Genomic DNA, 22,173 nt, shown 5'->3' with positions numbered 1-22,173 from the left:
GATTTTCTGTTAGGGACTTCCAGAAAATAAATTATCCAATTGCCGAGAGAAGACATAGAATATTTTCCCCCTGCTTTCTGCCCTTTGCCTACATAGTGATAGTATATTTTTTAAGCTGGGAGTCCCTGAGTCCGCCCAGTAGACTTTGTTTGTATGGCTGCGATTTCTAGTCGCTAGGGGTAGATGCAAGATGTGAGCATATCCATAGAATAAAATATGAATTTCTCTTCATAAAAATTCATACTTTAGACTTCACACTTCATACTTCATTAAAATACTCAAAGAGATTTTTAAGCAACCAAAGATAATCTATAAATGACAAGCTCTACAGATATTGCAACCTTAGCAAGATGGATGGCAGCTGATTTTAGTAACCAAGCCCAGGCTTTTGAAAATCCGCCATTTTATGCACATATTCGCGTGTGTATGCGTCCCTTACCTTTGGACTTGCTATCAGGGGTCAGTTTTTTTGTGGAACAAGCTTATGACTATATGTTGAATGACCCTTATCGTTTGCGGGTATTAAATTTGTTGAACGCAGGCGATCGCATCCACATCGAAAACTACACTGTTAAACAAGAAGAAAAATTCTACGGTGCATCTCGTGACTTAGAACGCCTCAAAACCCTGACAGCCGATGACTTAGAAAAGCTACCAGGCTGTAACATGCTAGTCGAGTGGACAGGTAACAGCTTTAAAGGTTATGTAGAACCAGGAAAAGGTTGTATTGTGTTCCGCAAAGGCCAAAAAACTTACCTAGACAGTGAATTTGAAATTGACGACGAGAAATTCATCAGCCTTGACAGAGGACGCGACTTAGAAACCGATGAACATATCTGGGGTTCCGTCGCTGGGCCATTTTACTTTGTGCGGTGGGCAAGTTTTGCAGATGAAGTTAAGTGCTGAGTGCTGAGTTGGGGGGACAAGGGAGACAAGATATTGACTTTTAACTTTTGACTTGTCTAGTATCCCGTTGCGGCTAACTCCAGTGGGTGAAAATAGGGAACTCTTTCTACTGAAGTTTCCCAGACACCACTGGGGTATAGTTTTAGCAGCCGAAATCCTGGAGCTTTTTCGTCAATAGCAAAAGTAGGACTATTGGAACGAAATTGAATACAAGTTGAGGGAGTTCCTAAATACCCGACGTTGCGGCGCTGGTGTTGGAATTGTTGATGAATATGACCGCATAAAACTAACTTAACTTGTGGGTGGCGGTCAATTACTGCAAAAAATTCTTCAGGATTTTGCAGACTACTGCTATCTAACCATACAGAATTTATCAAAAAAGGTGGATGATGTAACGCTATTAATGTGGGCTTATCGCCTAGTTTAGTTAATTCCGACTCTAGCCAACTGAGAGTATTAAAAGAAAGATGACCATGTACACACTCAGGTACAGTCGAGTTTAGTAAGATAAAATTCCAATTACCACGCTGGAAAGACTTGCGCCGCGAAATCATTTTCAGGTTAAGAATTTCATTCATTGCGATCGCACAGTCATGATTTCCTGGTAGCCAGTAAGTAGGTATTGCTAATTGATTGACTAAATTTTGCAGATGTTCATAAGACTCGGAAGTTCCATCCCCAGATAAATCTCCAGTCAACAATAGTAAATCAATTTCCGATTTTAACTCCTGCAATCGCTCCAACACTACCTTAAAAGACTCAATTGTAGGCATTCCCAGCAGTTGATGATTTTCTGAGGCAAACAGATGTATATCCGTTACCTGAGCAATTGATAGGGGAGGTATGTAATTTATCTTCACTGCTCACACTCTACTTGTATCTGTACCCTGATTTTCATTATCGGTAGAACACGCAACTTTCATTCAAGTAGCAAAACTAGCTTGATATTAAGTGCGTGACTAATAATTATTTTGGCAACTTACCTTTGAAATTCAAAGCTTCTGCTCAAAATCTGTTACTAGTCTTTAAGTAATTGTTATACTCAAGGCTGTACATAAAAATACAATTTTAAACAAAAATTTTTAGCATCTATCCTAAGATAGAAAAAAGCAGCAGGACTTACGCATATAGATTGGGTGTGGGGGTGAAAGGGTATATTCACATCTTGCACGCCTGCGACTTAAGTCGCACGCCAGATGCTACTCTGCGAGAAGCCGCGCAAAGCGCGTCTACAAGTCGGGGAACCCACCCAACGCACTGGCTCGGCTACACAGACAAAACCCAGATTTTTCATATCACTACGTAAGTTCTATCTTTAGATAAGCTCTTAGTTTCTTTCTGTCTCTCGCAGACTTCCCGCCCGACAGTCTCGCAACCAAGCTTTTATCCCTTGAGCAACTATACCATTGCTACTATCACGCGGTGGTGTTGGTGGTTGTTGATTTCTAGAAGCACCAGTTTGTGTCAACATCGTTACCAAATACCAGCCACTTTGATTTTTAGTCAAAAACAACCAATGGAATTCTTGTAATTCAATAGCTTTATTTTCTATATACTGCCGTTCTAAAGTAGTAAAAAATACCTGTTCAACTTTTGAATTAGTACTTTTCTGCTCATTGAGATCATCGTTAACAGGATTTAACGGTAGAGGTTGAAATTCTGGTCTACCAGCTAACAGCATATAGCTGAACAAATCACTACGTCTTGTTCGCCGACGAGCGCGTTGACTGGCACGATTAGTATAACTAGGTAAATCTTGCAAAAGTTTAGTAGTTAATGTTTCGAGATTTTTTTTCTCTGCAAACAGAGTTTACATTCATCTCTGTGGCTTGAGAGAATGCAGAGTTATCAATGGTATGGGCAATTATTAGACAGAACGTAGAAGCGATGAGGGGGAGTAGAGAATAGGGGTGTAGGGGTATAGGGGTGAAGGAAAAAGACTTTTTTCATACTTTTGTGTAAGTAAACCTTAAATTTCAGGATGCGTTATGTCAACGCCAAACACACTGAAAAAGATGGTGCGTTACGGCTAATTCTTACTGTCTTAAGTTCCAAAATCCTTGTATAGCCTTAAAACACCCTACTTTTATTAGCCACTAGCCCCTAGTTCAATTCCTCAGAAATTCGTTTCCAGGCTAACTCAGGATCAGGCGCAGCAGTGATAGGACGACCAATTACTAAATAGTTTGCACCAGCTTGCAGGGCTTGGGAAGGTGTGAGTGATCGCTTTTGATCTCCTTTATCAGCCCAAGTTGGACGCACCCCCGGACAAACCAGTAAAAACTCATCCCCGCTAGTTTGGCGCAATTGTGCCACTTCTTGGGGTGAACATACCGCCCCATCTAAGCCTGATTCTTTTGCCATCAATGCCATTTCTAGGGCAAATTCTGGCAACTCCAGGGGAATTTTTAAATCAAACGCCAACTGTCGCGCCGAAATACTCGTCAGCAGCGTAATAGCAATTAATTTTGGTGGTTGTACACCTGCTTGGGCTGCACCTGTTTGGGCTGCTTCGGTAGCGGCTTTGAGTGCATCTTTACCTGCTGTTGCATGAATTGTCAACAAATCTACCCCATAACGCGCCGAACTGCGACAAGCCCCAGCCACCGTATTAGGGATGTCGTGAAACTTTAAATCTAAAAAGATGCGCTTTTGCCGAGACTTTAAGATTTCTAAAATTTGCGGCCCAGTACTGGTAAACAACTCTAAACCAACCTTCCAGAAACTAACTGATTCTAGCTTGTCAATTAGAGCGATCGCACCCTCCAAATCTGGCACATCTAAAGCCACAATTATTTTGTCATTACCCATCATTTACTCCCACATCCCCCAATCCCCCTTGTCTACCTTGTCTCCCCACACCCCTAAATCTACAGAACTAAACGCACAAACTTATTCTTACCCACTTGCAACACTCGTCCGTGTAATTCACTAGGCTCATTGAAAGTGGTATCAACATCAGTAATGCGATCGCCATCTAGGCGTACACCACCTTCTTGAATTTTCCGCCGTCCTTCGCCTGTACTTTTACACAAGCCACAAGCACCCAGTATAAAAGCCAACTTTGCCGGAAATTGGGGTACACCAGCCAGAGAAAATTCCGGAACAGCACCTTCCTTCCCGCCACTTTTTGCTGCTTCTTTCGCTTCATTTGCAGCTTGTTCGCCGTGATATTGTTTAACTACTTCCCAAGCTAAAAGCATCTGGCGATCGCGCGGGTTTTCTGGCAATTTATCTAAAGGTAAATCTGTCAGTAGTTCAAAATACTGTGACAGCAAATTATCTGGAACCCCTTGTAACTTCTGATATTTCTGCCCTGGGTGTTCCGACAAACCGACATAATTGCCCAGAGACTTCGACATCTTCTGTACGCCATCTGTACCAATTAAAATCGGTAACAGCACACCAAATTGTGGCTTCTGTCCAAAATGACGTTGTAAATCCCGTCCCACCGCAATGTTAAACTTCTGGTCAGTTCCCCCAAGTTCTACATCAGCCTCAACAGCCACAGAATCATAGCCTTGCATCAACGGATAAAGGAACTCATGCAGGAAAATTGGATTCTCTTTTTTGTAACGTTCAGCAAATCCTTCCTTGGCTAACATCTGCCCCACCGTCATAGTAGACAGTAACTCTAAAATTTTTCCTAAATTAAGCTGGGAAAGCCATTCGGAGTTATATCGCACCTCTAACCGTCCTGGTGTGTCAAAATCCAAAATAGGACGCACTTGGTCTAAGTAAGTCTGGGCATTTTGCGCCACATCAGCCTCTGTTAGCTGGCGACGCACCTCAGATTTCCCAGTCGGATCACCAATGCGGGCTGTAAAATCACCAATAATCAGGACTGCCGTATGACCAGCATCTTGAAACGCTCGCAGTTTTCTAACTGGTATGCTATGACCAAAGTGAATATCAGCACCCGTGGGGTCGATTCCCAATTTCACCCTCAAAGGTCTGTTACTATTTGCTAGACGCTGTTCTAAACTTTCTATTTCGCTATTAATATCAGTCGGTTGGGGGAATACTTCTACTATTCCACGATGCAGCCAAGAAAAATCTTGCGCCATAATAGGAGATTCGCTATTAACTACACTTTTTATCTGAGAAGTTAGGTTGGTTACATTCACTGGCAACTTGTCCGTTTTTTCATCTGCCAAACTAATATAATTGCAAAAAATTAACCACCTTGCTGCATTTCGATGAATTACAGTTAAATTTACAAGTGAGGAAGTGAGATCACCGTGTCGTCTAGGACTCTTGAAAATAAGCAGCCACAACGTCGGCCTTCATCAGGTTTTGAGTTCTTGAAGGGCGTAGGTCAGATAACTGGCGGTACTTTGTTATCTATAACCATGCTGACAAGCTCTATTGTAGCTGGAGGGCTGGTTGGTTTAGCAATTAGTTTCCGCAATTTGCCCGATGTCAGACAACTGCGTAACTTTTTGCCTTCAGAAACAACTTATATTTATGACATTAAAGGTAAACTCCTGGCCAGCGTCCACGGAGAAGCTAACCGCGAAGTTGTACCTTTAGACAGAATTTCACCTAATTTAAAACGCGCAGTCCTCGCCAGTGAAGATAGCCATTTCTACTATCACCACGGGATTAATCCCACTGGCGTGGGGCGTGCGATTGTAGTTAACGCCGTAGCAGGTGGTGTGAAAGAAGGTGGTTCTACCATCACCATGCAGTTGGTGAAAAACTTATTTTTGTCGCAAAAACGCGCCATTACTCGGAAATTAGCCGAGGCTGTATTGGCAATTCGTTTAGAACAAATTCTCACCAAAGACCAAATTTTAGAAATGTACCTCAATCAAGTTTATTGGGGTCACAATAATTACGGTGTCCAAACAGCAGCACGCAGCTACTTTGATAAGTCAGCCGAAACCCTAACCTTGGGAGAGTCGGCGATGATGGCGGGTTTAATTCAAGCGCCAGAAGAATTTAGCCCGTTTGCTAGTATGAAGCTGGCAAAACAAAAGCAAAAAGAAGTACTAGGGCGGATGCTGGATTTGAAATGGATCACCCAGCAAGAATATGATGATGCCCTAAATCAAGAAATTAAACTTGGTAGAATCAGGTCTTTCCAAGGTAGCGCCTTACCCTATGTTTCTAACACTGTATCCCAGGAACTAGCTAAGAAGTTTGGGCGTGACGCATTACTCAAAGGCGGGATGCGCGTCCAAACTACAGTTGATGCCAAATTCCAAATGATGGCAGAAGATACTGTGAAGAAATGGCATCAAACTCTTTTAAGCCAAGGGTTGTATAAGAATCAAATTGCTTTGGTAGCGATTGATCCGCGTACCCATTTTATTAAAGCCTTGGTGGGTGGTGTAGATTCCAAGGTGAGTGAGTTTAACCGTGCAACTCAAGCTCAACGTCAACCAGGTTCTTCTTTTAAACCATTTGTTTACTACACAGCCTTTGCCACTGGGAAATATTCACCAGACTCAACAGTAGATGACTCGCCTGTGAGTTATCGAGATGGTAATGGTTGGTACTATCCACGGAATTATGACGGCTCATTTAGGGGGCCAATGCCGATTCGTACTGCTTTAGCTCAGTCTCGCAACATTCCTGTGATTAAGATTGGTAAAGCTGTTGGGATGTCTAAAGTTATCGAAACTTGTCGGACTTTAGGAATTATGAGTCCGATGGAACCTGTAACTTCTTTGCCTTTAGGTGCGATCGGTGTGACACCCCTAGAAATGGCAAGTGCTTACGCTACTTTTGCTAATTATGGATGGCAGTCTCCACCAACAATTATTGCTCGAATTACTGACAGTAGCGGAAATGTATTATTAGACAATACTCCTAAACCCCAGTTGGTTCTTGATCCTTGGGCTGCGGCTGCAATTATTAATACGATGGAGACAGTTGTTAACTCAGGAACTGGTAAAGCTGCTGCGCTTGATCGTCCGGTGGCTGGTAAAACAGGTACAACTTCATCAGAAAAAGATATTTGGTTTGTTGGAACCGTACCACAATTGACAACTGCTGTCTGGGTAGGTAGAGATGACAACAGGCAATTAGCCAGCAGTGCAACTGGTGGTGGGATGGTAGCTCCTATTTGGAGAGATTTCATGACCAAAGCCCTCAAAGGTGTACCAGTCGAGAATTTCAAACCGCCTTCCCAATTTCCCCGTCCAAAAGGAAACTAGCTTGAGAGTTTCGATTTTGTATTACTTTATGACTTATGCAAAAAACAAAAAATTAAGGATTTAGCGAAGGGTGAAGGGGTATAAGGGTGTAGGTGTTCAAAACCCTTACCTCAAAACCTCAAACCCTTACACCTATTCTTAACAGACAACCTTTGTGCGTCAGTCTTGTACTTATCAATCCAAAATCTAAAATCTCAACTTTTCAAGGTTGTTTTTCCAGTTCGGCTTTCATCCGTTCTAAAGTAAAGTTCATTTGATCAAACATCTGTTGAGGAGTGATGCCAAACTGACCAAGCTGAGTTTTTAATTGTTCTACGGTCATTTGTGCCATAAAATCCTCTGATAGCTCGAATCGCTTCATAAAGATGCGATAGCGATCCATCATGGCTTCCATTTGTTCAATAAACAGTTTTTTACCTTCGCGGTCAAACTTGCCATAACTGTTACCAAGTTTGATTAGGGCTTGGTAATCTTCAAAAAGCTCTTTTGCTTCTTGCTGCACTATCTCAGAATCAAAGAATCCCATGTTGCTTATCTTTAACTGAGTACTGACACTCAGCAGCTTATAGTGATGCTTATATTTTTATTCTAGTCTAGGGGATTCATAGAAAAAACAGACTTCGGTTGAAGTACGGTTTTTAACCTAGATTCCAACACTTGACTTTAGTAGCTTTCTATTATGATTTGATCGATGCGAAGTTTTGTAATTTCTAAGGATTGGCTGCTTTAAAAGTATTACATTGTTGTGGATCGCCTGATTGAATACCTCGCTGAAACCAACGTACCCGTTGGGCAGAACTGCCATGAGTAAAAGTTTCTGGGACTACATAACCCCTAGCTTGCTTTTGTAAGCGATCATCTCCAATACTACTAGCAGCATTTAAGGCTTCTTCCACATCACCAGTTTCGAGAATTTGGCGCGATCGCTGGGCGTGATTAGCCCAAACTCCTGCAAAACAATCTGCTTGGAGTTCTTGGCGCACAGATAATTGATTTGCTTCTACTTCATCGGCTCGTTGTTGTCGCGATCGCACTTGATCAGAAATTCCCAGCAAATTCTGGACATGATGCCCAACTTCATGGGCAATTACATAAGCTTGGGCAAAGTCTCCTGGTGCATTGTAGCGGTTTTTTAAATCGCGGTAAAAGCTCAAGTCAATATATACTTTTTGGTCTTGCGGGCAGTAAAATGGCCCCACTGCCGAACGCGCAAACCCACAGGCAGATTCGACTGCATCGGAATATAAAACTAACTTCGGATCAACATATCTTTCCCCACTTTGTTGAAATATCTCACTCCAAGTATCTTCTGTGTCAGCCAGCACTACGGAGACAAAATCAGCCATTTGGTCTTTGGCTGGTGTCTGTGGTAATTCTGTGGCTGGGCGATCGCTAGGCGAGTTATTCTGTTCTAAAATGACTCTGGGATCGCCACCCAACAGTGCCACAACCAGGGATAGCAGCAGTGCGCCAATCCCGCCTCCAACTACGGGTGCCGAAACGCGCATTCCCCGTCTATCTTCAACATTTGTACTCCGACGACCTAATTGCCAACGCATAATTGCTACTTGCCCCAATCACCAACAAAGCAAAATTTGCAGCAGGTAAGATAAAATCTATACCTACCTTTTAGCTAAACTGTCCTGATATTACTGATTTCATTTGTTAAGTTCTTCTACCTGCGGTTAAACCAGCCACAAACAACTGTAATTCTTCAGACAGGTTGTTAATCGGATACAGTTCAGTTAACCTGCACAAATATTAATCAGGGAGAAAAAATTTATGGGACTGTTTGACCAAATTCTCGGTGCTGTGACTAATCCCAATCAACAAGGCAGCTTGGGTCAACTGGGAGGGATTATCAACACTGTACAACAACTGAGCGATCGCACTGGTGCAGATGCCTCGACAATCCAATCTGTTTTGGGAATTGTGGGCAATTATGTACGCTCTTCTTTACAAGAAAAGCAAGCTACCAATGGCGAAGGTGAAGTCCAAACTTTAGTAAACCAATATGCCGGTACTTCTCCTAATCCCCAAGCGGTAGATTCGCTGTTTTCTTTTGGGATGCAACAGCAAGTAGCTGAGGCGGTTGCTCAACGTACTGGTTTAGATGCTGGGACTATTCAACAATTACTACCTTTAATAGTGCCAGTAGTGCTGAATTTTTTGCAATCAGGTGCAAATGCTCAATCTGGTAGTAATTCTGTGTTAAATACTTTTTTAGATGCAGATAGAGATGGTGATGTTGACATTGCTGATGCGATTCGGATGGCGAGTCAGTACCTCGGCAGATAATCAAGTTAATTAAAAATTAATTTTCTAATTTAATTAGCAAAATTTGGTTTTGCTTGTCAAGCTCAAAAAAGCAGGATAGGAGAAAAGAGAAAAGCAATATAGCTTTCTTTTCTCCTGTACTGCTTCATATCATCCCAGAAGCATCTCCCAACAAAAACTAATTTTGTTTCATACAATACTTTAGAGCTGTTGCTAAATATTCATACTGCTCTAAAGTATTGTAAATCTGTGCGGAAATCCTCATCAGTATTCCTGGTGATTCAGTCCAAGGAATCACTTGTACTTGAATACCAAATTGATCAAACAATTCATCATGTAGCCAAATATGACTTTGATTTGCCAAACTCACAGGCATTGGTACAACAGCCATTGAACCAATCATCTCTGCTGGACAAGGTGGTTGTATTTGTAGGGTTGTACAAAGTAACTGTCTAGCTTGGATAACTAGCTGATGGTTGCGCTGCATTAATTCTATCCAACCACCAGGTAACAGCGAACCCATAAAAGCGATCGCTTCTGGTACGCACATAAAAGCTGTGGGATCATCTGTACCTGTCCAGTCAAATTCCAACTGAAAGCGGCTTTTATCTGTGCGTGGTGAGTTAGCACCGTGGCTAATTGTCAAGGGATGAATTTCTGCTTGTTTATCCCGCTGCACATACAAAAATGCGGCTCCTTTGGGTGCAGAAAGCCATTTATGGCAGTTCCCACTATAGTAAGTCGCCCCAATTTCTTGCATATTTAAGGAAATCATTCCTGGTGCATGAGCGCCATCGACTAATGTCTCAACACCCCGTGCCTGTAATTCCTTGACTAGCTGCGCTATGGGGAAGATTAACCCTGTCTGACTAGTTATATGGTCTATTAATGCTAAACGAGTTTTAGGGGAAACTTTCTCTAATACGGCGGCAATTATTTGTTGTGGTGACTCTACAGGGAAAGGAATCTGCGCTACCACTACCCGCGCTCCAGTCCGACTAGCAATAAAATTTAAAGCATTGCGACAAGCGTTGTATTCATGGTTAGTCGTCAGGATTTCGTCATCGGGGGCAAAATGCAAAGAACGTAATACTGAATTTACGCCAGTTGTGGCATTCGGGACAAATACTAAATCTTGGATATCAGTATGAATAAAAGCTGCCAACTTGCTTCTAGCATTGTCTAATAGCGGTTCCCACTTTCTGCCAAAAAAATTTACCGGGTCTTGTTCCAACTGCGATCGCAAACTCTGCTGCACTGCCAATACCGCTTTTGGACAAGCACCATAAGAACCATGATTAAGAAAAACTACATCAGAGTCAAGTGACCAAAGCTCTTGGTGGGATGAAGATTGGAGTTTGAAACCTAACTCTTCACACTTCATACTTTACCCTTCATAGTTTTAAAACTCCCCAGACTGGATTCGAACCAGTGACCAATCGATTAACAGTCGATCGCTCTACCGCTGAGCTACTGAGGAACGCTGTCGCTCACAATTTCTAATATTAGCGTAATCACTAAGAAATGGCAAGTACTTTCGCTAAATTTTTCTCAAGTCTAATTTTGTCCAATATTGTCAGCACAAACCCTTCCTGAAGGAAGATTAGAGACTTATGGATGTTGAGTTACTGTAATCCCATACGCAATGCAGCCAACTTCTGTCGTGCTTTATCATCAATGGCACTAGCTAAAAATCTACTGTTAGATTTTTTGCGAGTTTGATATTTTTGACGGACTCGGCAAACTGTGGTTTCGACAGCACTACAAAGTTGTTGTGCTGATAACCATTCTGCCCCGTATCCTTGTACTACTAATTGTTGCGCTCTGTCTGAGGTAGCCACAATCATCCGCGAAATTCGAGATGCAGTTATCTGCGATCGCAAGGATGCACAAATTTTTTCGATGTAAGTATCTGCCGTTTGCCCAAAATCAGTGTAGTGAACAGAAACCAACTCTGTAATCACTTCTTTATTGCTAGAGGCGTTATGATATTGAGCATCGAAAACGATTTGAGTTTCGTAACCATGAAAAGCACTGTAACCGATCATGCTTCGACCAGTTCCCAACGTGATGCTTCTAAACCAGCACTATCACGGGTTTTTTTCAGACAAGGCCAAGCGCCAATTATGTTGTAACCGTCCACCAATAGAACGGCTGGGACTGAGGAACGGGGCATGGTTTTTAATCACAATTTTCTAGAGTTAACACAATCCATTCATAACTTTTATAGTAATTGAAGCATTCGCTGTAACACTATGTTACAAAAGACTAAATAATGCGAAGAGATTGCAAAATTTAGCTCCAAAAAGTTGTCAATTTCAGAAGTCAGTTACCAGAAAAGAAAATTGTCTCAATCAATTTATAGGGAAAAAACCCTTTATTTGCAAGCATTTTGTCTACCTTTTGGTTGCTATACTAATTGCCTACAAAAGTAAACGCGCCTTGAATGAGGCGCGTTAGAGATGTTAAAAATTATTGATGAATTAGGTTGAGCATTTAAGGTGATTCATCATTCACTTTCATCAATCGTTGTTTGAGGCGTTGAGGTTCACCCCAATCAACTAAAGAACCTTTATCGAGTAAAAAAGCCCCGTCACAGTAATTCAACTCATCAAGGCGGTGAGTTACCCACAAGGCTGTAATACCGCGACTTTTGACTAGGCGTTGGACACCAGCCACTAAATCCAGTTGGCTATCAGGGTCGAGTAAAGCTGTGGGTTCATCTAATAATAGGATTTCACAGTGACGAGCGATCGCACCAGCAATAGCGACACGCTGTTTTTGTCCCCCACTCAAAGCATATATCGGGCGTAATTGCAGTTGCAGCAAATTCACTGCCCCTAAAGCTTCTTCAACCCTTGCTCTCACCATAGCAGGCGGCAATTTTTCTTCCACCAGTCCAAAAGCCACATCTGCACCCACAGTTGGCATGACTAATTGATGATCAGGATTTTGGAACACAAAACCGACAGGGGGTAAAACGCCAACTTCACCAGACTGAGGCTGTAACAGCCCTGCCAAGAGTCGGAGTAGAGTTGATTTGCCACTACCATTAGTACCCAAAAGCATCCAAAATTCACCTTTGGGTACTGCTAGAGAACAAGACTTGATAGCCGCTTCACCACTAGGCCAACTGAAATTTAAGTCTTTGACTTGAATGCCCACTTCCGCCATTACTACACCTTACTCACCTGCTAAGGCAAAAAAGCCGGGTGGTCTACCGCTAGCAGTGCTAACACCATCTTTCTGAATAATTTGTACCCCAGAAATTTCACTAGCACGAACAGCGATTTTTTTCTCTGTCTTTCCTTCACACTTGAGTTCCACAATATCAGGATTGCCAGAGCGCATTGCTGCCAAAATGAGTTGATAGACAGCCTCAGCGTCTTCTGTTGACTTACGTTGAACTGATATGGGGAAAGCGGTGTTTCTTACACTTATGTCAATGGTAAACATTTAGGATTAATCAAACATATCTGTGGACTCATTTTAGCGTCCAAGAAAGAGGGAGTGGGGAATCGGGAGTAGTGAGTGGGGAAAAATGTTTTTTTTCATTCATAGTAGGCGGCACACTGCCTATCGCCGGTACTACATGAGAGTTTTTGAAAAAGTCCAAAAATCTCCTCAAACCCTACTCCCGACTACCTAATCCCCATTTACTCTTCCCCAAAAGATTAAATTTTACTTAGAATCCACTGGAAAAATTAACGATTTTTACCTAGAATTATTAGAGTCAGTAAAAAATTGTAAATTGGATTGACAATCCAGTTAATTTTTTGTGGGCAAATCTTCAAGGGGCGAATCTTTACGAGGCGAATCTTTTCGAGGCGAATCTTGAAGGGGCGATTCTTCAATGGGCGAATCTTTGCAGGGCGAATCTTGAACGGGCGAATCTTGAACGGGCGAATCTTCGAGGGGCGAATCTTGAACGGGCGAATCTTGAAGGGGCAAATCTTGAACGGGCGAATCTTCGAGGGGCGAATCTTGAACGGGCGAATCTTGAAGGGGCGAATCTTGAACGAGCGAATCTTGAACGGGCGAATCTTGAACGGGCGATTGTGGAATGGCCAAAACTTTTACCAGCAAACTTTGAGAATGAAGACATCACAGACTTCGATGACGATGATTCAAACTCTAATGAATAACCTGCATCAGAAGTAGGTTGGGTGGCGCGGTAGCAGAACCCAACATCATCAAAGTAGGCTCGGTGCATTAACAATGTGAGACAACACATTAACAACGTGACTTAATACATTCACAATGCGAGGCAACACATTAACAACGTGACTTAGTACATTCACAATGTGAGGCGACTCATTAACAATGTAACTTGGTACATTCACAATGCAAAGCGACACTATAACATTGCTGATTAAACAACTAGTACAGCGCAGCGTAAATTAACACTTGCATAAAATAAAATATCTAAATTTTCGAGAGAGCATATTTTTTTCCCTGCTCCCTGCCTACACAGTGAGAGTATATCCTTTTAGTTGTAATCCCTTACTCCCCTTGCTGCTTAACAGCTTTCCGCGCTAATTTAACATAGGTTTTCACCATTTCCGGGCGCATTTGTAAATCATCAGCGATCGCTGTTTGGGTGAAATTGGGGGGTGCGATCGCTTAACTTCTTTAATTTGTAAGATTACATATCTTATACTAATTAATAGTAGCCTTAATTTCTCATAAAATAAAATGAAACTAGCAAATATTAATGAAGCAGAAAATAATCTTTCTCAATTAATCGAATATGCTTTACAGGGTGAGGAAGTAATTATTAGTCAAGCTGGTAAGACTTTAGTCAAGTTGGTTCGTTATTCTCCTGCTGCTACTCCCAGAACTCCAGGTTTTTGGGCTGAAAAGGTAACAATGTCTGATGATTTTGATGTGACACCCAATGAAATCATTAATGCTTTTATGGGTGAATAATGAATTATTTATTAGATACACATACATTATTTTTGAAGGTGTGCGATCGCTGTTTGGATGTCCTGAGAATTTGGGAATGTGGGAGTGAAGTGGAGAAAGCGATCGCAGTAGTATTTTAGACAAGAAAAGCGTTTGGTAGGAGTTTAAGGTGAATAGAGAAAGAACCTTATGGTTTGATCAACAATTGCAAGAAGTTTATACTGCAACTGGTTCCGACTTTCTTACCCCCACCAAAGAACTTGTTCAACAAACCCGACTTACGCATCTAGTAAAGGACTGCTATTTTTAACAGTTGTTGGTGCTTCTGTAAACGCTTCTCGGCCTGTAATTAATCTAGAGCGACGATTTCGAGTGATATAGTTCCAAGCCCATTGAAAGACTACGAGTAATTTAGTGTCAAACTCAATTAAGAAATAGATATGGACTATTAGCCAAAATACCCAAGCTGGGAAACCTGTAAGTTGCAGAAAGCCTAAATCGACAACAGCTAAATTCTGCCCAATCATTGCCAAACTACCGACATCGTTGTAATGGAATTGTGGCAAAGTCGAACCTCTCAAGCGTCGTCTAATCAGTTTAGCTACATATTCTCCTTGTTGTTTGGCGACTGGTGCAACACCAGGTAAGGGTTTGCCATCTTGATGGGAAAAGTTAGCTAAATCTCCAATCACGAAAATGTTTTTGTAATCTCTAACAGTCAAGTCTGGTTCTACAACTACACGTCCAGCATGATCAAGTTCTACATCTGTACGTTCTGCTAAAATTGTCCCCATTGTCGAACCTTTCACACCTGCTGCCCATAAGATAGTTTTGGAGTGAATGGAGCTAATTTCACCGTTTTGCTTGAAAGTAACAATGTCATTTTCAATGTCGGTGACTCTGGTTTTAGTGTTAATCACCACACCTAACTTTCTCAAAGATGCGGTTGCTTCTTCTGACAAATCTGGTGAAATGTGGGGGAGAATGCGATCGCCACCTTGCAATAGTAAAATTTTGGTTTCGGATGTATCGATATTGCGAAAGTCTTCTTTGAGAGTTTTGTATGCCAACTCCGCGATCGCACCCGCTAATTCTACACCTGTAGGGCCACCACCCACAATCACAAAGGTCAACCAAGCACTACGCTTTTCAGGATCAGTTTCTTTTTCGGCGGCTTCAAATGCACCAAATATCCGGCGGCGCATTTCGATAGCATCTTCCACAGTTTTTAAACCAGGAGCCAAGTCTTTCCAGTGTTCTTTACCAAAATAAGAATGATTTGCACCCGTCGCCACAATTAAAGTATCGTAGGGTATTACTTGATTACCCATCATCACTTTTTGGGCTTTTGGATCAATATCACTGACTTCTCCCAACAATACGTGTGTATTCTTACTTTTGCTGAATACAGCTCGTAATGGAGAGGAAATATCACCAGGTGATAGCGTACCTGTAGCAACTTGATATAACAGTGGTTGAAATAAATGGAAGTTACGTTTATCAATGAGAGTAACGTTTACATTAGCGTTAGCCAGATATTTTGCTGTATATAATCCCCCAAAGCCACCACCTACAATTACTACCTGATGTTGGGTATTCTTCTCACCTGTGACAACCATAATAATATTTCCTTGTGTTAAGAGCGTTGTAATTTTTCTTAACAAAGATGTAACAGCATTATCATTAGGTTGCCGCTTATTTATAACTATTTAAAAAATCATAAAAGTAGTCAAAACTACAACAGAAGCCAGAAGTCAGAATGAGAATTGCCAAGGCACTAACCTTGGCGTTTTCAAATTAATTATTTTTATATCTCTTGTAGCTTGGACATATTGTCCAAGCTAATATTGAACATGGCATTACTTATCTTCCAGTAGTTGGTTAACTTGTTGTCCGCGACGACTAGTTTTAATTTCATAGCGGCGGGTTAAGTTGTCTTGGTAATTGATATCTCTAGCCGCAGCAGCATTAACAAAAGCATCGCAATTTTTACCTTGAACTACAGTTGATGAACTACTGCTATTTTCTTCGGTGCGGTTGGTGCGGCTATCACGAGATTCACTATTATTTTGACTACCTTGACTAGCACCACTACCGCTAACCCCAATTCCAAAAATGCTGACACCACCACCACCACCATCATTATGACTACGAGAAGAACTGGAACGAGTGCTAGTAGAAGTTGCTAAAGCAATTTTGCTGGAATTATTGCGGGTGTTGTTACCCAAGCCAACATCACTACACAAAGCGCGGGGGTCATTGGCGAGAGTGTTGTGGTCAACCCAAGATTGATGGTCGCCTAAGCCTTGAATTTCACTATTACCTACTGGATTGCTGGGTGTACTGGGTGTAGATTTATTCACATTTACATTACCAACAGCCCCAGGAATCACATTAGCAGGGCGGAATATTCCAGACGGTTTGACATCAAAGGGGCCAGCAAAAGCGGGGAATGTAGTGGTCAAAAGTGCAGTAGCGGTCAATAAAGAACTAGTGAGATGACGGAATTTCATAATCTGGTCTCCTAATGTTTTAGTTTTTGTTTCTGGGGTTTAATCCCTTCACTAACTCAATAGGTTGACCTAGATTTTTTTATGCAGCCTCTTGGCAGATTTCTGAAAAATTCCTCCCATCCATGATCATTAACAACGTCCCGAACGCGGTAGCATAAACTTCTGTCCTTCAGCCGCAAACTCGCCACGAACCATCAGCACGCCATCGTCTAGTTTATGGGGAAAAGCCTCAGTCTTTTCTATATCCAGCAGTTCTGGGCTAAAGTAGATAAACACTTCTTCGATGGTTTGGGGAATGCGGGACAGAATTTCTGTTAAGGGATAGATTTGTGATGCAACTAAATCAAAAATATGCAGTTGGTTGTTTTCTCTGCTCATGCAGCTAATTAAATCTAAATCTGCTGCATAATATAAACTTCTGCCACCTTCGTTAAAGCAGAATAAAGGTTTTTCTTTAACAATTCCAATGATATGAGAAACAGGCGATCGCACTTCTAACAATCTGTGCAATAATTCTATCTCTTGATCATCAGCAATATCTAAAACTCGAAAGCCGTTGCTGCCAGCTTGTACCCTACACTTGGTTTTAAATAAGTATTCTGGAATAATGCGAAAGCCAAAGGGCGTGTAGAATTCGGGATTGGATGTAGTTAAGACAAGAGTTTTATATAATTGGTCGCAATATTTTAATACCTCTGTCATTACTTCACGGTAATAGCCGCGTCTTTGAAATTCTGGATGGGTAGCAACAGCATGAATTCCTCCCACTGTCAGAGTCTGACTCATGATTTGCATTGGAATTTCCAATACCCCTACATGACTAATTGCTATGTCGTTCTGAAACTTGATAAATGGTGTGGAAGCACTTTCCCACGATACACCTAATCGCTGAATTTGTTCTGCTCCATCTCTAATACCAGGAAACACAATTTCTAGTAAGTCAAATAACTTGTCACTAATATCTGAGTTTTCAGCAAATGAGCGTTTAAAAAGATATTGACTCATAAGTACCTATACGGAATTAATTACACAAACTCTTTTCCTGTTCCCTACCTCCCCGCAGAAGTTTAGTATCAGTTTTCCTCCTGCCTTCAAAGATAAATTAATGTCTCAGTTTGTATATATTAGTTACAAAAACATTGGTTATTTACTGCTTTTGGGATTAATAGAGCAATCAACCTTGTTGCTTCTACTAAATTATGCAGTATCCTTTGGAACTTACATTTAAATTTTGGGCATTAGCACCGCAAATCTCTATTGTTAACGCTCAGGGTAATTTAGTTTTCTACGTTAAACAGAAACTTTTTAAGCTCAAAGAAGCGATAACAATTTTTGCTGATGCTGAACAAACTAACCCTCAATACTACATCAAAGCCGATCGCATTATTGATTTCTCGGCTCGTTATGAATTTAGCGACACTAACGGTACAAATATCGGTGCGGTCAAGCGTCGCGGTTTAAAATCTATTTGGCGAGCGCGTTATGACATTTTTGATGGCGAAAATACTTATTTAACTATCCAAGAAAAAAATCCTTGGGTGAAGGTTGCAGATGCTTTATTTGCAGAAATTCCCGTTGTGGGTATGTTTACGGGTTTCGTGTTCAACCCTATCTATTTAGTGAGTCGGGCAGATGGTACGGTGGTGATGCGGTTGGAGAAAATTCCAACTTTCTTGTCGCGGAAATTTATTATTAAAGCTGTTGATCAAGTTAGCGATCGCGAAGAACAACAAATTTTGTTAAGTTTAATTATGATGCTGTTATTAGAAAAAAATCGTGGCTAAATTTCTCCAGGCAAAATATTTTCTAGGACTGACGCATAAAAACGAAAAATCAAGGATTAGAGATATAAGGGTGTAAGGGTTTGAGATACATACACCCTTACACTTATTTATTTTGCCTGACTTTATTGCTAATAATTAGCCAATTAATTTTTGCCAAGTATTTGGCCCAACAATTCCATCAGCAGTTAAACCATTTTGCTGCTGATATTTTTTCATTGCTGCTTCTGTTTGTGGCCCATAAACCCCATCATTTTCCACACCAACCCGGTATTGTAAGTATCTCACAACTGTTCCACCAGCATGGTTTGGGCGGATGATGCGTTTAGCCAAAATCAAATTAATTGCATTCCATGTAGATGTGTTAGCAACACCTGATGGTGATATGGCAACAATTTTTTGAAAATTTTCTACAGCAGAACTAGTAATTTCGCCCAATATATTATCTTCTACTAGTGGCTTACCATTTTTATCGGTGATTTTTAACCGATTTAAAGCTTTTTGTAATCTGAGGGTTGTTGTATCAACATTCTGTTCTTCATCTGGTACAGGCGGAACTGGAGTAGTTGGTACTTGACCAGTCAAGCCTTTGACAATAGCATTAGCCATTGTTTCTGAGTTAAACAGATTAATATCTTTTTGGGAATCGATAAAGCAACCTTCAACTAAAATCGCGGGCATATTTGTATTTCTAATTACAAATAAGTGGGAACCACTCTTAACACCCCTGTTAAAAAATCCTAATTTGACAATTTCATCTAGCACAGGCTTTGCTATTTTTCTACTCGTTTCACTACCTGCAAAAACTTCTGTACCGTTGGCTTGACCGTTAAAGGAATTAAAATGTATGGAAACAAAGATGTCTACTCGGTTAGCATTGGCTTTATTTACTCTTTGAGAAAGGGAATCTTTTACCGAGGAACTTGGCCGGTCTGGCCTACAAGATATAACCTCATGTCCCAATGCTTTGAGTTTTGCTATAACTTTATTACCTACTTCTAGTGTTAAATTATCTTCTATTTTGATGCCTCTAGCACCTGTATCTGGTGGAGAGTTATGTCCGATATCGATTCCAAATTTCATGCGCTGTTCCTTGTTTTTATTTGATACTAATTTAAGGCTTGAAAGCTTAAAAATCTGCTTGCAAGCAATCTATGATTTCCCTAAATATACTATTTATAATAAAATTCTACTTATGCCATTTTTATTTTAACAAACACTAATTGTTATTTACTTTATTTATTAACATAAACGGAATTATAATAATTTGTTTATTTTTTAACGAGAAAAAAATACATCCTCCATTTCACGTCAATAATATGGTGCAGTCAGGCTCATTCATTTGATTTGAGAACAGCTGGAACTCAACCTCCGCATCTGGTTGCAGCAAAACAAGTTAAGAATAGCATGTGAGCTAGACTGCTTTTTCAGATATTTAAGTTCACTTTATAACTCAAATCATGAGGGCTATCTTAGCTTATGCCACATGAACGGCAAAAATTAGTAAATAATTAATGATTTTGTGCTGATGAAGGTGCGATCGCCGCTAAAATGCCTACTGACAATTATTGTGCTAACGCTTGTTGGAAATATGACTTACAGCATTTCAACCGATGAGAGTGGATTTTCCAGAAATTGCGCCAGATGAAATATTTTGTCCTGATATTGCTACTTATACTCTCTAATTTCTACATCTTTCCCGCTTATGCTTCTGTATGCCGTAATTACAATGGTCATCAGATTTGCATTCTCAGCATTAACCGCAGCGCCAAAAATTATTGGGAATATCGGGTAGTTCTTAGCGTAGATGGTGAAAAAACACCTCTTGAAGTGTACAACTGCCGTCAAAAAGTCAAAATTCAGTCAGATGGGACTGTTGTACCATTGGAAAATCAAGACCTTGGCCAGTTCATCTGTAAATTTTTCAAAAAACCCTGACTTTTCTCAAAGTTATTTTCTCTGGGTGGCAAACACACAAACAATGATAAACACCGTAAACGCCACATAACCCAAAACAGTTACCCATTCTTCCCAGCTACCCAATGTTTCGTTCATCTGTTTTCACAACCAGACTCTCCTTTTAAATCCTAAAGGCTGGGGTTGTCAGTTGTGCATGAGTATTGTCCAAAATATTAGGACTGAGCAAAATCAAGGGTGTACGGGTATAGGGGTGTATGTATCCAAAACCCTTACACATGCCAGTTTGCTCAAGTCGGGAAACCCCCAAGACCGCGCTGCCTTATCACGCAACTGGCTCCCCTTCACCCAGTCTCCACAGACAAACTTTATGGGTAAGTCCAAAATAGTTAGACAAATTCCCAAAAAAATTTTTCCTGGGTTTCCGGAATTTATCTTGGTGCAGTGGTATTACCTATCAGTACAGCGATTTATACAGAAACTCTATATGTAAATTTGGGGAATATAGCCCCACTGCCTTTCTCAAAAGCCCGGCCATTATGGCTGGGCTTTTGAGTGTATGAGGCTGGATGTAAGGTGTATGTTCAAATCTTGCACCAAGCAATTAATGACAGAAGACCTTTACTGGAGCTTTTTTTGGCTTGCCAAACATCCTCTTATGGCAATGTTTAGTAATTTGTAGCGATCGCCCCCAGTTTGTGCCGTAATTAACTTTTGATGCTATCTGTTAAATATGCTTCTATTTGCATATCAAAATATTTTACTTTTTATATAAAAAAATTAATTTTTGCAAATAATATTCATTAACTTTGACTCGAACAAGAACCGTAAAGCCTAACAATATCATACTTTCCAGTGCGATTTAATTTCATTAAACTGACAAAAATTAAGAAAATGTAAATTACATTTTTCCCTAAAAAAAAATGATATGTTGTATACAGAATTGAATTTCGCACGTATCTGGAGTAGTACCAACAAATCTACTCCAGTTTTTCCCCTAAATCCTTGAGCCGTCGCGGTTTTAAGCAGAATTTAAGGGGTAGTTGAGTACAACTTTTTGTATCTCGAAATTAGCAGCAAATCGCTTAAAAGTCTTGCTGAGATTACGTTATAGCTGAGTACAAAGAAATCCTAAACCCCACTCTAAAAATACAAGAACCCTGACCTAAAAATACTAGAACCTCTACCCAAAAATAAAATTTATAAACTTTTTTATAGCTCTCTATTTAGGTTTGCAGATTTGAGTACAAACCTAATAAATCCAATAAATTCTATCCAAAAATAACCATCAGCCCTGCTCAAAAACGGCTGCTATAAATCATATATCGCCAATCACCAATGGCTCGAAACAAAACAGAGAGCCAAAAGTGAGTGGAGGGATGAGATAGCACCATGCCTCGGTGAATCGAAGTCACGGCTATACACACCAACTCTACCCACAACCTTAAAGTTGACACACACCAGCCGAAACACAAGGATTCATAGCCTGCCATCATCAGCGAAGTTGCCCACCAAGTGGCTTTGCTACAACCAAAGGATGCACTCTTGCGGGCAGTGTGATAGCCAAGCCAGTGCGTTGGGGAGACAGTGCGTTGCGGTGAACCACTTGCGGTGGACGGGTTTCCCGGCATAAGCAAAGTGGTGTTAGCGCAGCGTTAGCGACGCAGGAGCGTCACCCGAAGGGAGGTTCCCTCCGTTGTAGCAACT

21 protein-coding genes, 1 tRNA gene and 1 pseudogene are annotated in these 22,173 nt (G+C 40.9%); 7 read left to right on the top strand and 16 right to left on the bottom strand.

What is annotated here, in order from left to right; translation table 11 throughout:
- The first annotated feature begins 315 nt into the window (after positions 1 to 315).
- Positions 316 to 906, top strand: a complete 591-nt coding sequence (locus ACX27_RS12360; protein ID WP_062292651.1) for a chromophore lyase CpcT/CpeT — start codon at positions 316 to 318, stop codon at positions 904 to 906.
- 56 nt (positions 907 to 962) lie between these two features.
- Here ACX27_RS12360 and cpdA read toward each other — a convergent pair whose 3' ends face one another.
- From cpdA to tyrS, 4 genes are all read right to left on the bottom strand, one after another.
- Positions 963 to 1,760: a 3',5'-cyclic-AMP phosphodiesterase gene (gene cpdA, locus ACX27_RS12355; protein ID WP_062298310.1), complete on the bottom strand. Its 798-nt coding sequence runs from the start codon at positions 1,758 to 1,760 to the stop codon at positions 963 to 965.
- A 473-nt stretch (positions 1,761 to 2,233) separates the two neighbouring features.
- The gene (locus ACX27_RS12350) at positions 2,234 to 2,668 is read right to left on the bottom strand and encodes a hypothetical protein (RefSeq protein ID WP_235526608.1); all 435 of its coding nucleotides are present in this window, start codon (positions 2,666 to 2,668) and stop codon (positions 2,234 to 2,236) included.
- Positions 2,669 to 3,009: 341 nt separating this feature from the next.
- A complete protein-coding gene (gene pyrF / locus ACX27_RS12345) occupies positions 3,010 to 3,717 on the bottom strand; it encodes an orotidine-5'-phosphate decarboxylase (protein ID WP_200929969.1) in 708 nt (235 codons plus the stop codon).
- 59 nt (positions 3,718 to 3,776) lie between these two features.
- Entirely contained in the window at positions 3,777 to 4,973 is a 1,197-nt protein-coding gene (gene tyrS, locus ACX27_RS12340) for a tyrosine--tRNA ligase (RefSeq protein ID WP_062298308.1), read from the bottom strand.
- Positions 4,974 to 5,147: 174 nt separating this feature from the next.
- Between tyrS and ACX27_RS12335 the strand changes: the two genes are divergently transcribed.
- Positions 5,148 to 7,070, top strand: a complete 1,923-nt coding sequence (locus tag ACX27_RS12335; RefSeq protein WP_062292645.1) for a transglycosylase domain-containing protein — start codon at positions 5,148 to 5,150, stop codon at positions 7,068 to 7,070.
- Positions 7,071 to 7,272: 202 nt separating this feature from the next.
- Here the strand turns inward: ACX27_RS12335 and ACX27_RS12330 are convergent, their stop codons facing one another.
- The gene (locus ACX27_RS12330; RefSeq protein ID WP_062292641.1) at positions 7,273 to 7,596 is read right to left on the bottom strand and encodes a DUF1825 family protein; all 324 of its coding nucleotides are present in this window, start codon (positions 7,594 to 7,596) and stop codon (positions 7,273 to 7,275) included.
- Between the two features lie 184 nt (positions 7,597 to 7,780).
- Positions 7,781 to 8,629 (bottom strand): KPN_02809 family neutral zinc metallopeptidase, encoded by an 849-nt coding sequence (gene ypfJ, locus ACX27_RS12325; protein ID WP_062298306.1) that lies wholly within the window; start codon positions 8,627 to 8,629, stop codon positions 7,781 to 7,783.
- 223 nt (positions 8,630 to 8,852) lie between these two features.
- On the opposite strand from ypfJ, the gene ACX27_RS12320 reads away from it, so the two are divergent.
- Positions 8,853 to 9,368: a DUF937 domain-containing protein gene (locus tag ACX27_RS12320; RefSeq protein ID WP_062292637.1), complete on the top strand. Its 516-nt coding sequence runs from the start codon at positions 8,853 to 8,855 to the stop codon at positions 9,366 to 9,368.
- Between the two features lie 157 nt (positions 9,369 to 9,525).
- On the opposite strand, the gene ACX27_RS12315 is transcribed toward ACX27_RS12320, so the two are convergent.
- From ACX27_RS12315 to ACX27_RS12295, 5 genes and pseudogenes are all read right to left on the bottom strand, one after another.
- Positions 9,526 to 10,731, bottom strand: coding sequence for an aminotransferase class V-fold PLP-dependent enzyme (locus tag ACX27_RS12315; protein WP_062292632.1), 1,206 nt, complete (start codon positions 10,729 to 10,731; stop codon positions 9,526 to 9,528).
- A gap of 24 nt (positions 10,732 to 10,755) precedes the next feature.
- Positions 10,756 to 10,827, bottom strand: a tRNA-Asn gene (locus tag ACX27_RS12310).
- Between the two features lie 145 nt (positions 10,828 to 10,972).
- Positions 10,973 to 11,523: pseudogene (locus tag ACX27_RS12305) on the bottom strand (NYN domain-containing protein).
- 320 nt (positions 11,524 to 11,843) lie between these two features.
- A complete protein-coding gene (locus ACX27_RS12300) occupies positions 11,844 to 12,521 on the bottom strand; it encodes an ABC transporter ATP-binding protein (RefSeq protein ID WP_062292629.1) in 678 nt (225 codons plus the stop codon).
- A gap of 9 nt (positions 12,522 to 12,530) precedes the next feature.
- Entirely contained in the window at positions 12,531 to 12,803 is a 273-nt protein-coding gene (locus tag ACX27_RS12295; RefSeq protein WP_062292626.1) for a UPF0367 protein family, read from the bottom strand.
- 320 nt (positions 12,804 to 13,123) lie between these two features.
- Between ACX27_RS12295 and ACX27_RS12290 the strand changes: the two genes are divergently transcribed.
- Both ACX27_RS12290 and ACX27_RS12285 read left to right on the top strand, forming a co-directional pair.
- Positions 13,124 to 13,492, top strand: a complete 369-nt coding sequence (locus ACX27_RS12290) for a pentapeptide repeat-containing protein (protein WP_062292622.1) — start codon at positions 13,124 to 13,126, stop codon at positions 13,490 to 13,492.
- Between the two features lie 550 nt (positions 13,493 to 14,042).
- Complete coding sequence (locus ACX27_RS12285) at positions 14,043 to 14,276, top strand: type II toxin-antitoxin system Phd/YefM family antitoxin (protein WP_062292618.1); 234 nt, start codon at positions 14,043 to 14,045, stop codon at positions 14,274 to 14,276.
- A 257-nt stretch (positions 14,277 to 14,533) separates the two neighbouring features.
- Here ACX27_RS12285 and ACX27_RS12280 read toward each other — a convergent pair whose 3' ends face one another.
- The 3 genes from ACX27_RS12280 to ACX27_RS12270 all read right to left on the bottom strand — a co-directional run bounded on the left by ACX27_RS12280 (position 14,534) and on the right by ACX27_RS12270 (position 17,773).
- Positions 14,534 to 15,874 carry an NAD(P)/FAD-dependent oxidoreductase gene (locus ACX27_RS12280; protein WP_062292615.1) on the bottom strand — a complete coding sequence of 447 codons (1,341 nt, stop codon included), beginning with the start codon at positions 15,872 to 15,874 and terminating at the stop codon, positions 14,534 to 14,536.
- A gap of 240 nt (positions 15,875 to 16,114) precedes the next feature.
- Complete coding sequence (locus ACX27_RS12275; RefSeq protein WP_062292612.1) at positions 16,115 to 16,768, bottom strand: hypothetical protein; 654 nt, start codon at positions 16,766 to 16,768, stop codon at positions 16,115 to 16,117.
- A gap of 129 nt (positions 16,769 to 16,897) precedes the next feature.
- On the bottom strand, positions 16,898 to 17,773 hold the full coding sequence (locus ACX27_RS12270) for a GNAT family N-acetyltransferase (protein WP_083468727.1): 876 nt from the start codon (positions 17,771 to 17,773) through the stop codon (positions 16,898 to 16,900).
- Between the two features lie 194 nt (positions 17,774 to 17,967).
- Between ACX27_RS12270 and ACX27_RS12265 the strand changes: the two genes are divergently transcribed.
- On the top strand, positions 17,968 to 18,552 hold the full coding sequence (locus tag ACX27_RS12265; RefSeq protein ID WP_062292610.1) for an LURP-one-related family protein: 585 nt from the start codon (positions 17,968 to 17,970) through the stop codon (positions 18,550 to 18,552).
- 135 nt (positions 18,553 to 18,687) lie between these two features.
- On the opposite strand, the gene ACX27_RS12260 is transcribed toward ACX27_RS12265, so the two are convergent.
- Positions 18,688 to 19,632, bottom strand: a complete 945-nt coding sequence (locus ACX27_RS12260) for an N-acetylmuramoyl-L-alanine amidase (RefSeq protein ID WP_062292607.1) — start codon at positions 19,630 to 19,632, stop codon at positions 18,688 to 18,690.
- 561 nt (positions 19,633 to 20,193) lie between these two features.
- On the opposite strand from ACX27_RS12260, the gene ACX27_RS12255 reads away from it, so the two are divergent.
- Positions 20,194 to 20,487, top strand: coding sequence for a hypothetical protein (locus ACX27_RS12255; RefSeq protein WP_062292603.1), 294 nt, complete (start codon positions 20,194 to 20,196; stop codon positions 20,485 to 20,487).
- A 1,277-nt stretch (positions 20,488 to 21,764) separates the two neighbouring features.
- Here the strand turns inward: ACX27_RS12255 and ACX27_RS31675 are convergent.
- The gene (locus ACX27_RS31675) at positions 21,765 to 22,097 is read right to left on the bottom strand and encodes a hypothetical protein (RefSeq protein WP_144427448.1); all 333 of its coding nucleotides are present in this window, start codon (positions 22,095 to 22,097) and stop codon (positions 21,765 to 21,767) included.
- Between the last annotated feature and the right edge of the window lie 76 nt (positions 22,098 to 22,173).

Source organism: Nostoc piscinale CENA21, assembly GCF_001298445.1.
GTDB lineage: Bacteria > Cyanobacteriota > Cyanobacteriia > Cyanobacteriales > Nostocaceae > Nostoc_B > Nostoc_B piscinale_A.
The sequence above is the reverse complement of the archived record's forward strand: the minus strand, read 5'-3'. Positions and strand labels throughout refer to the sequence as shown.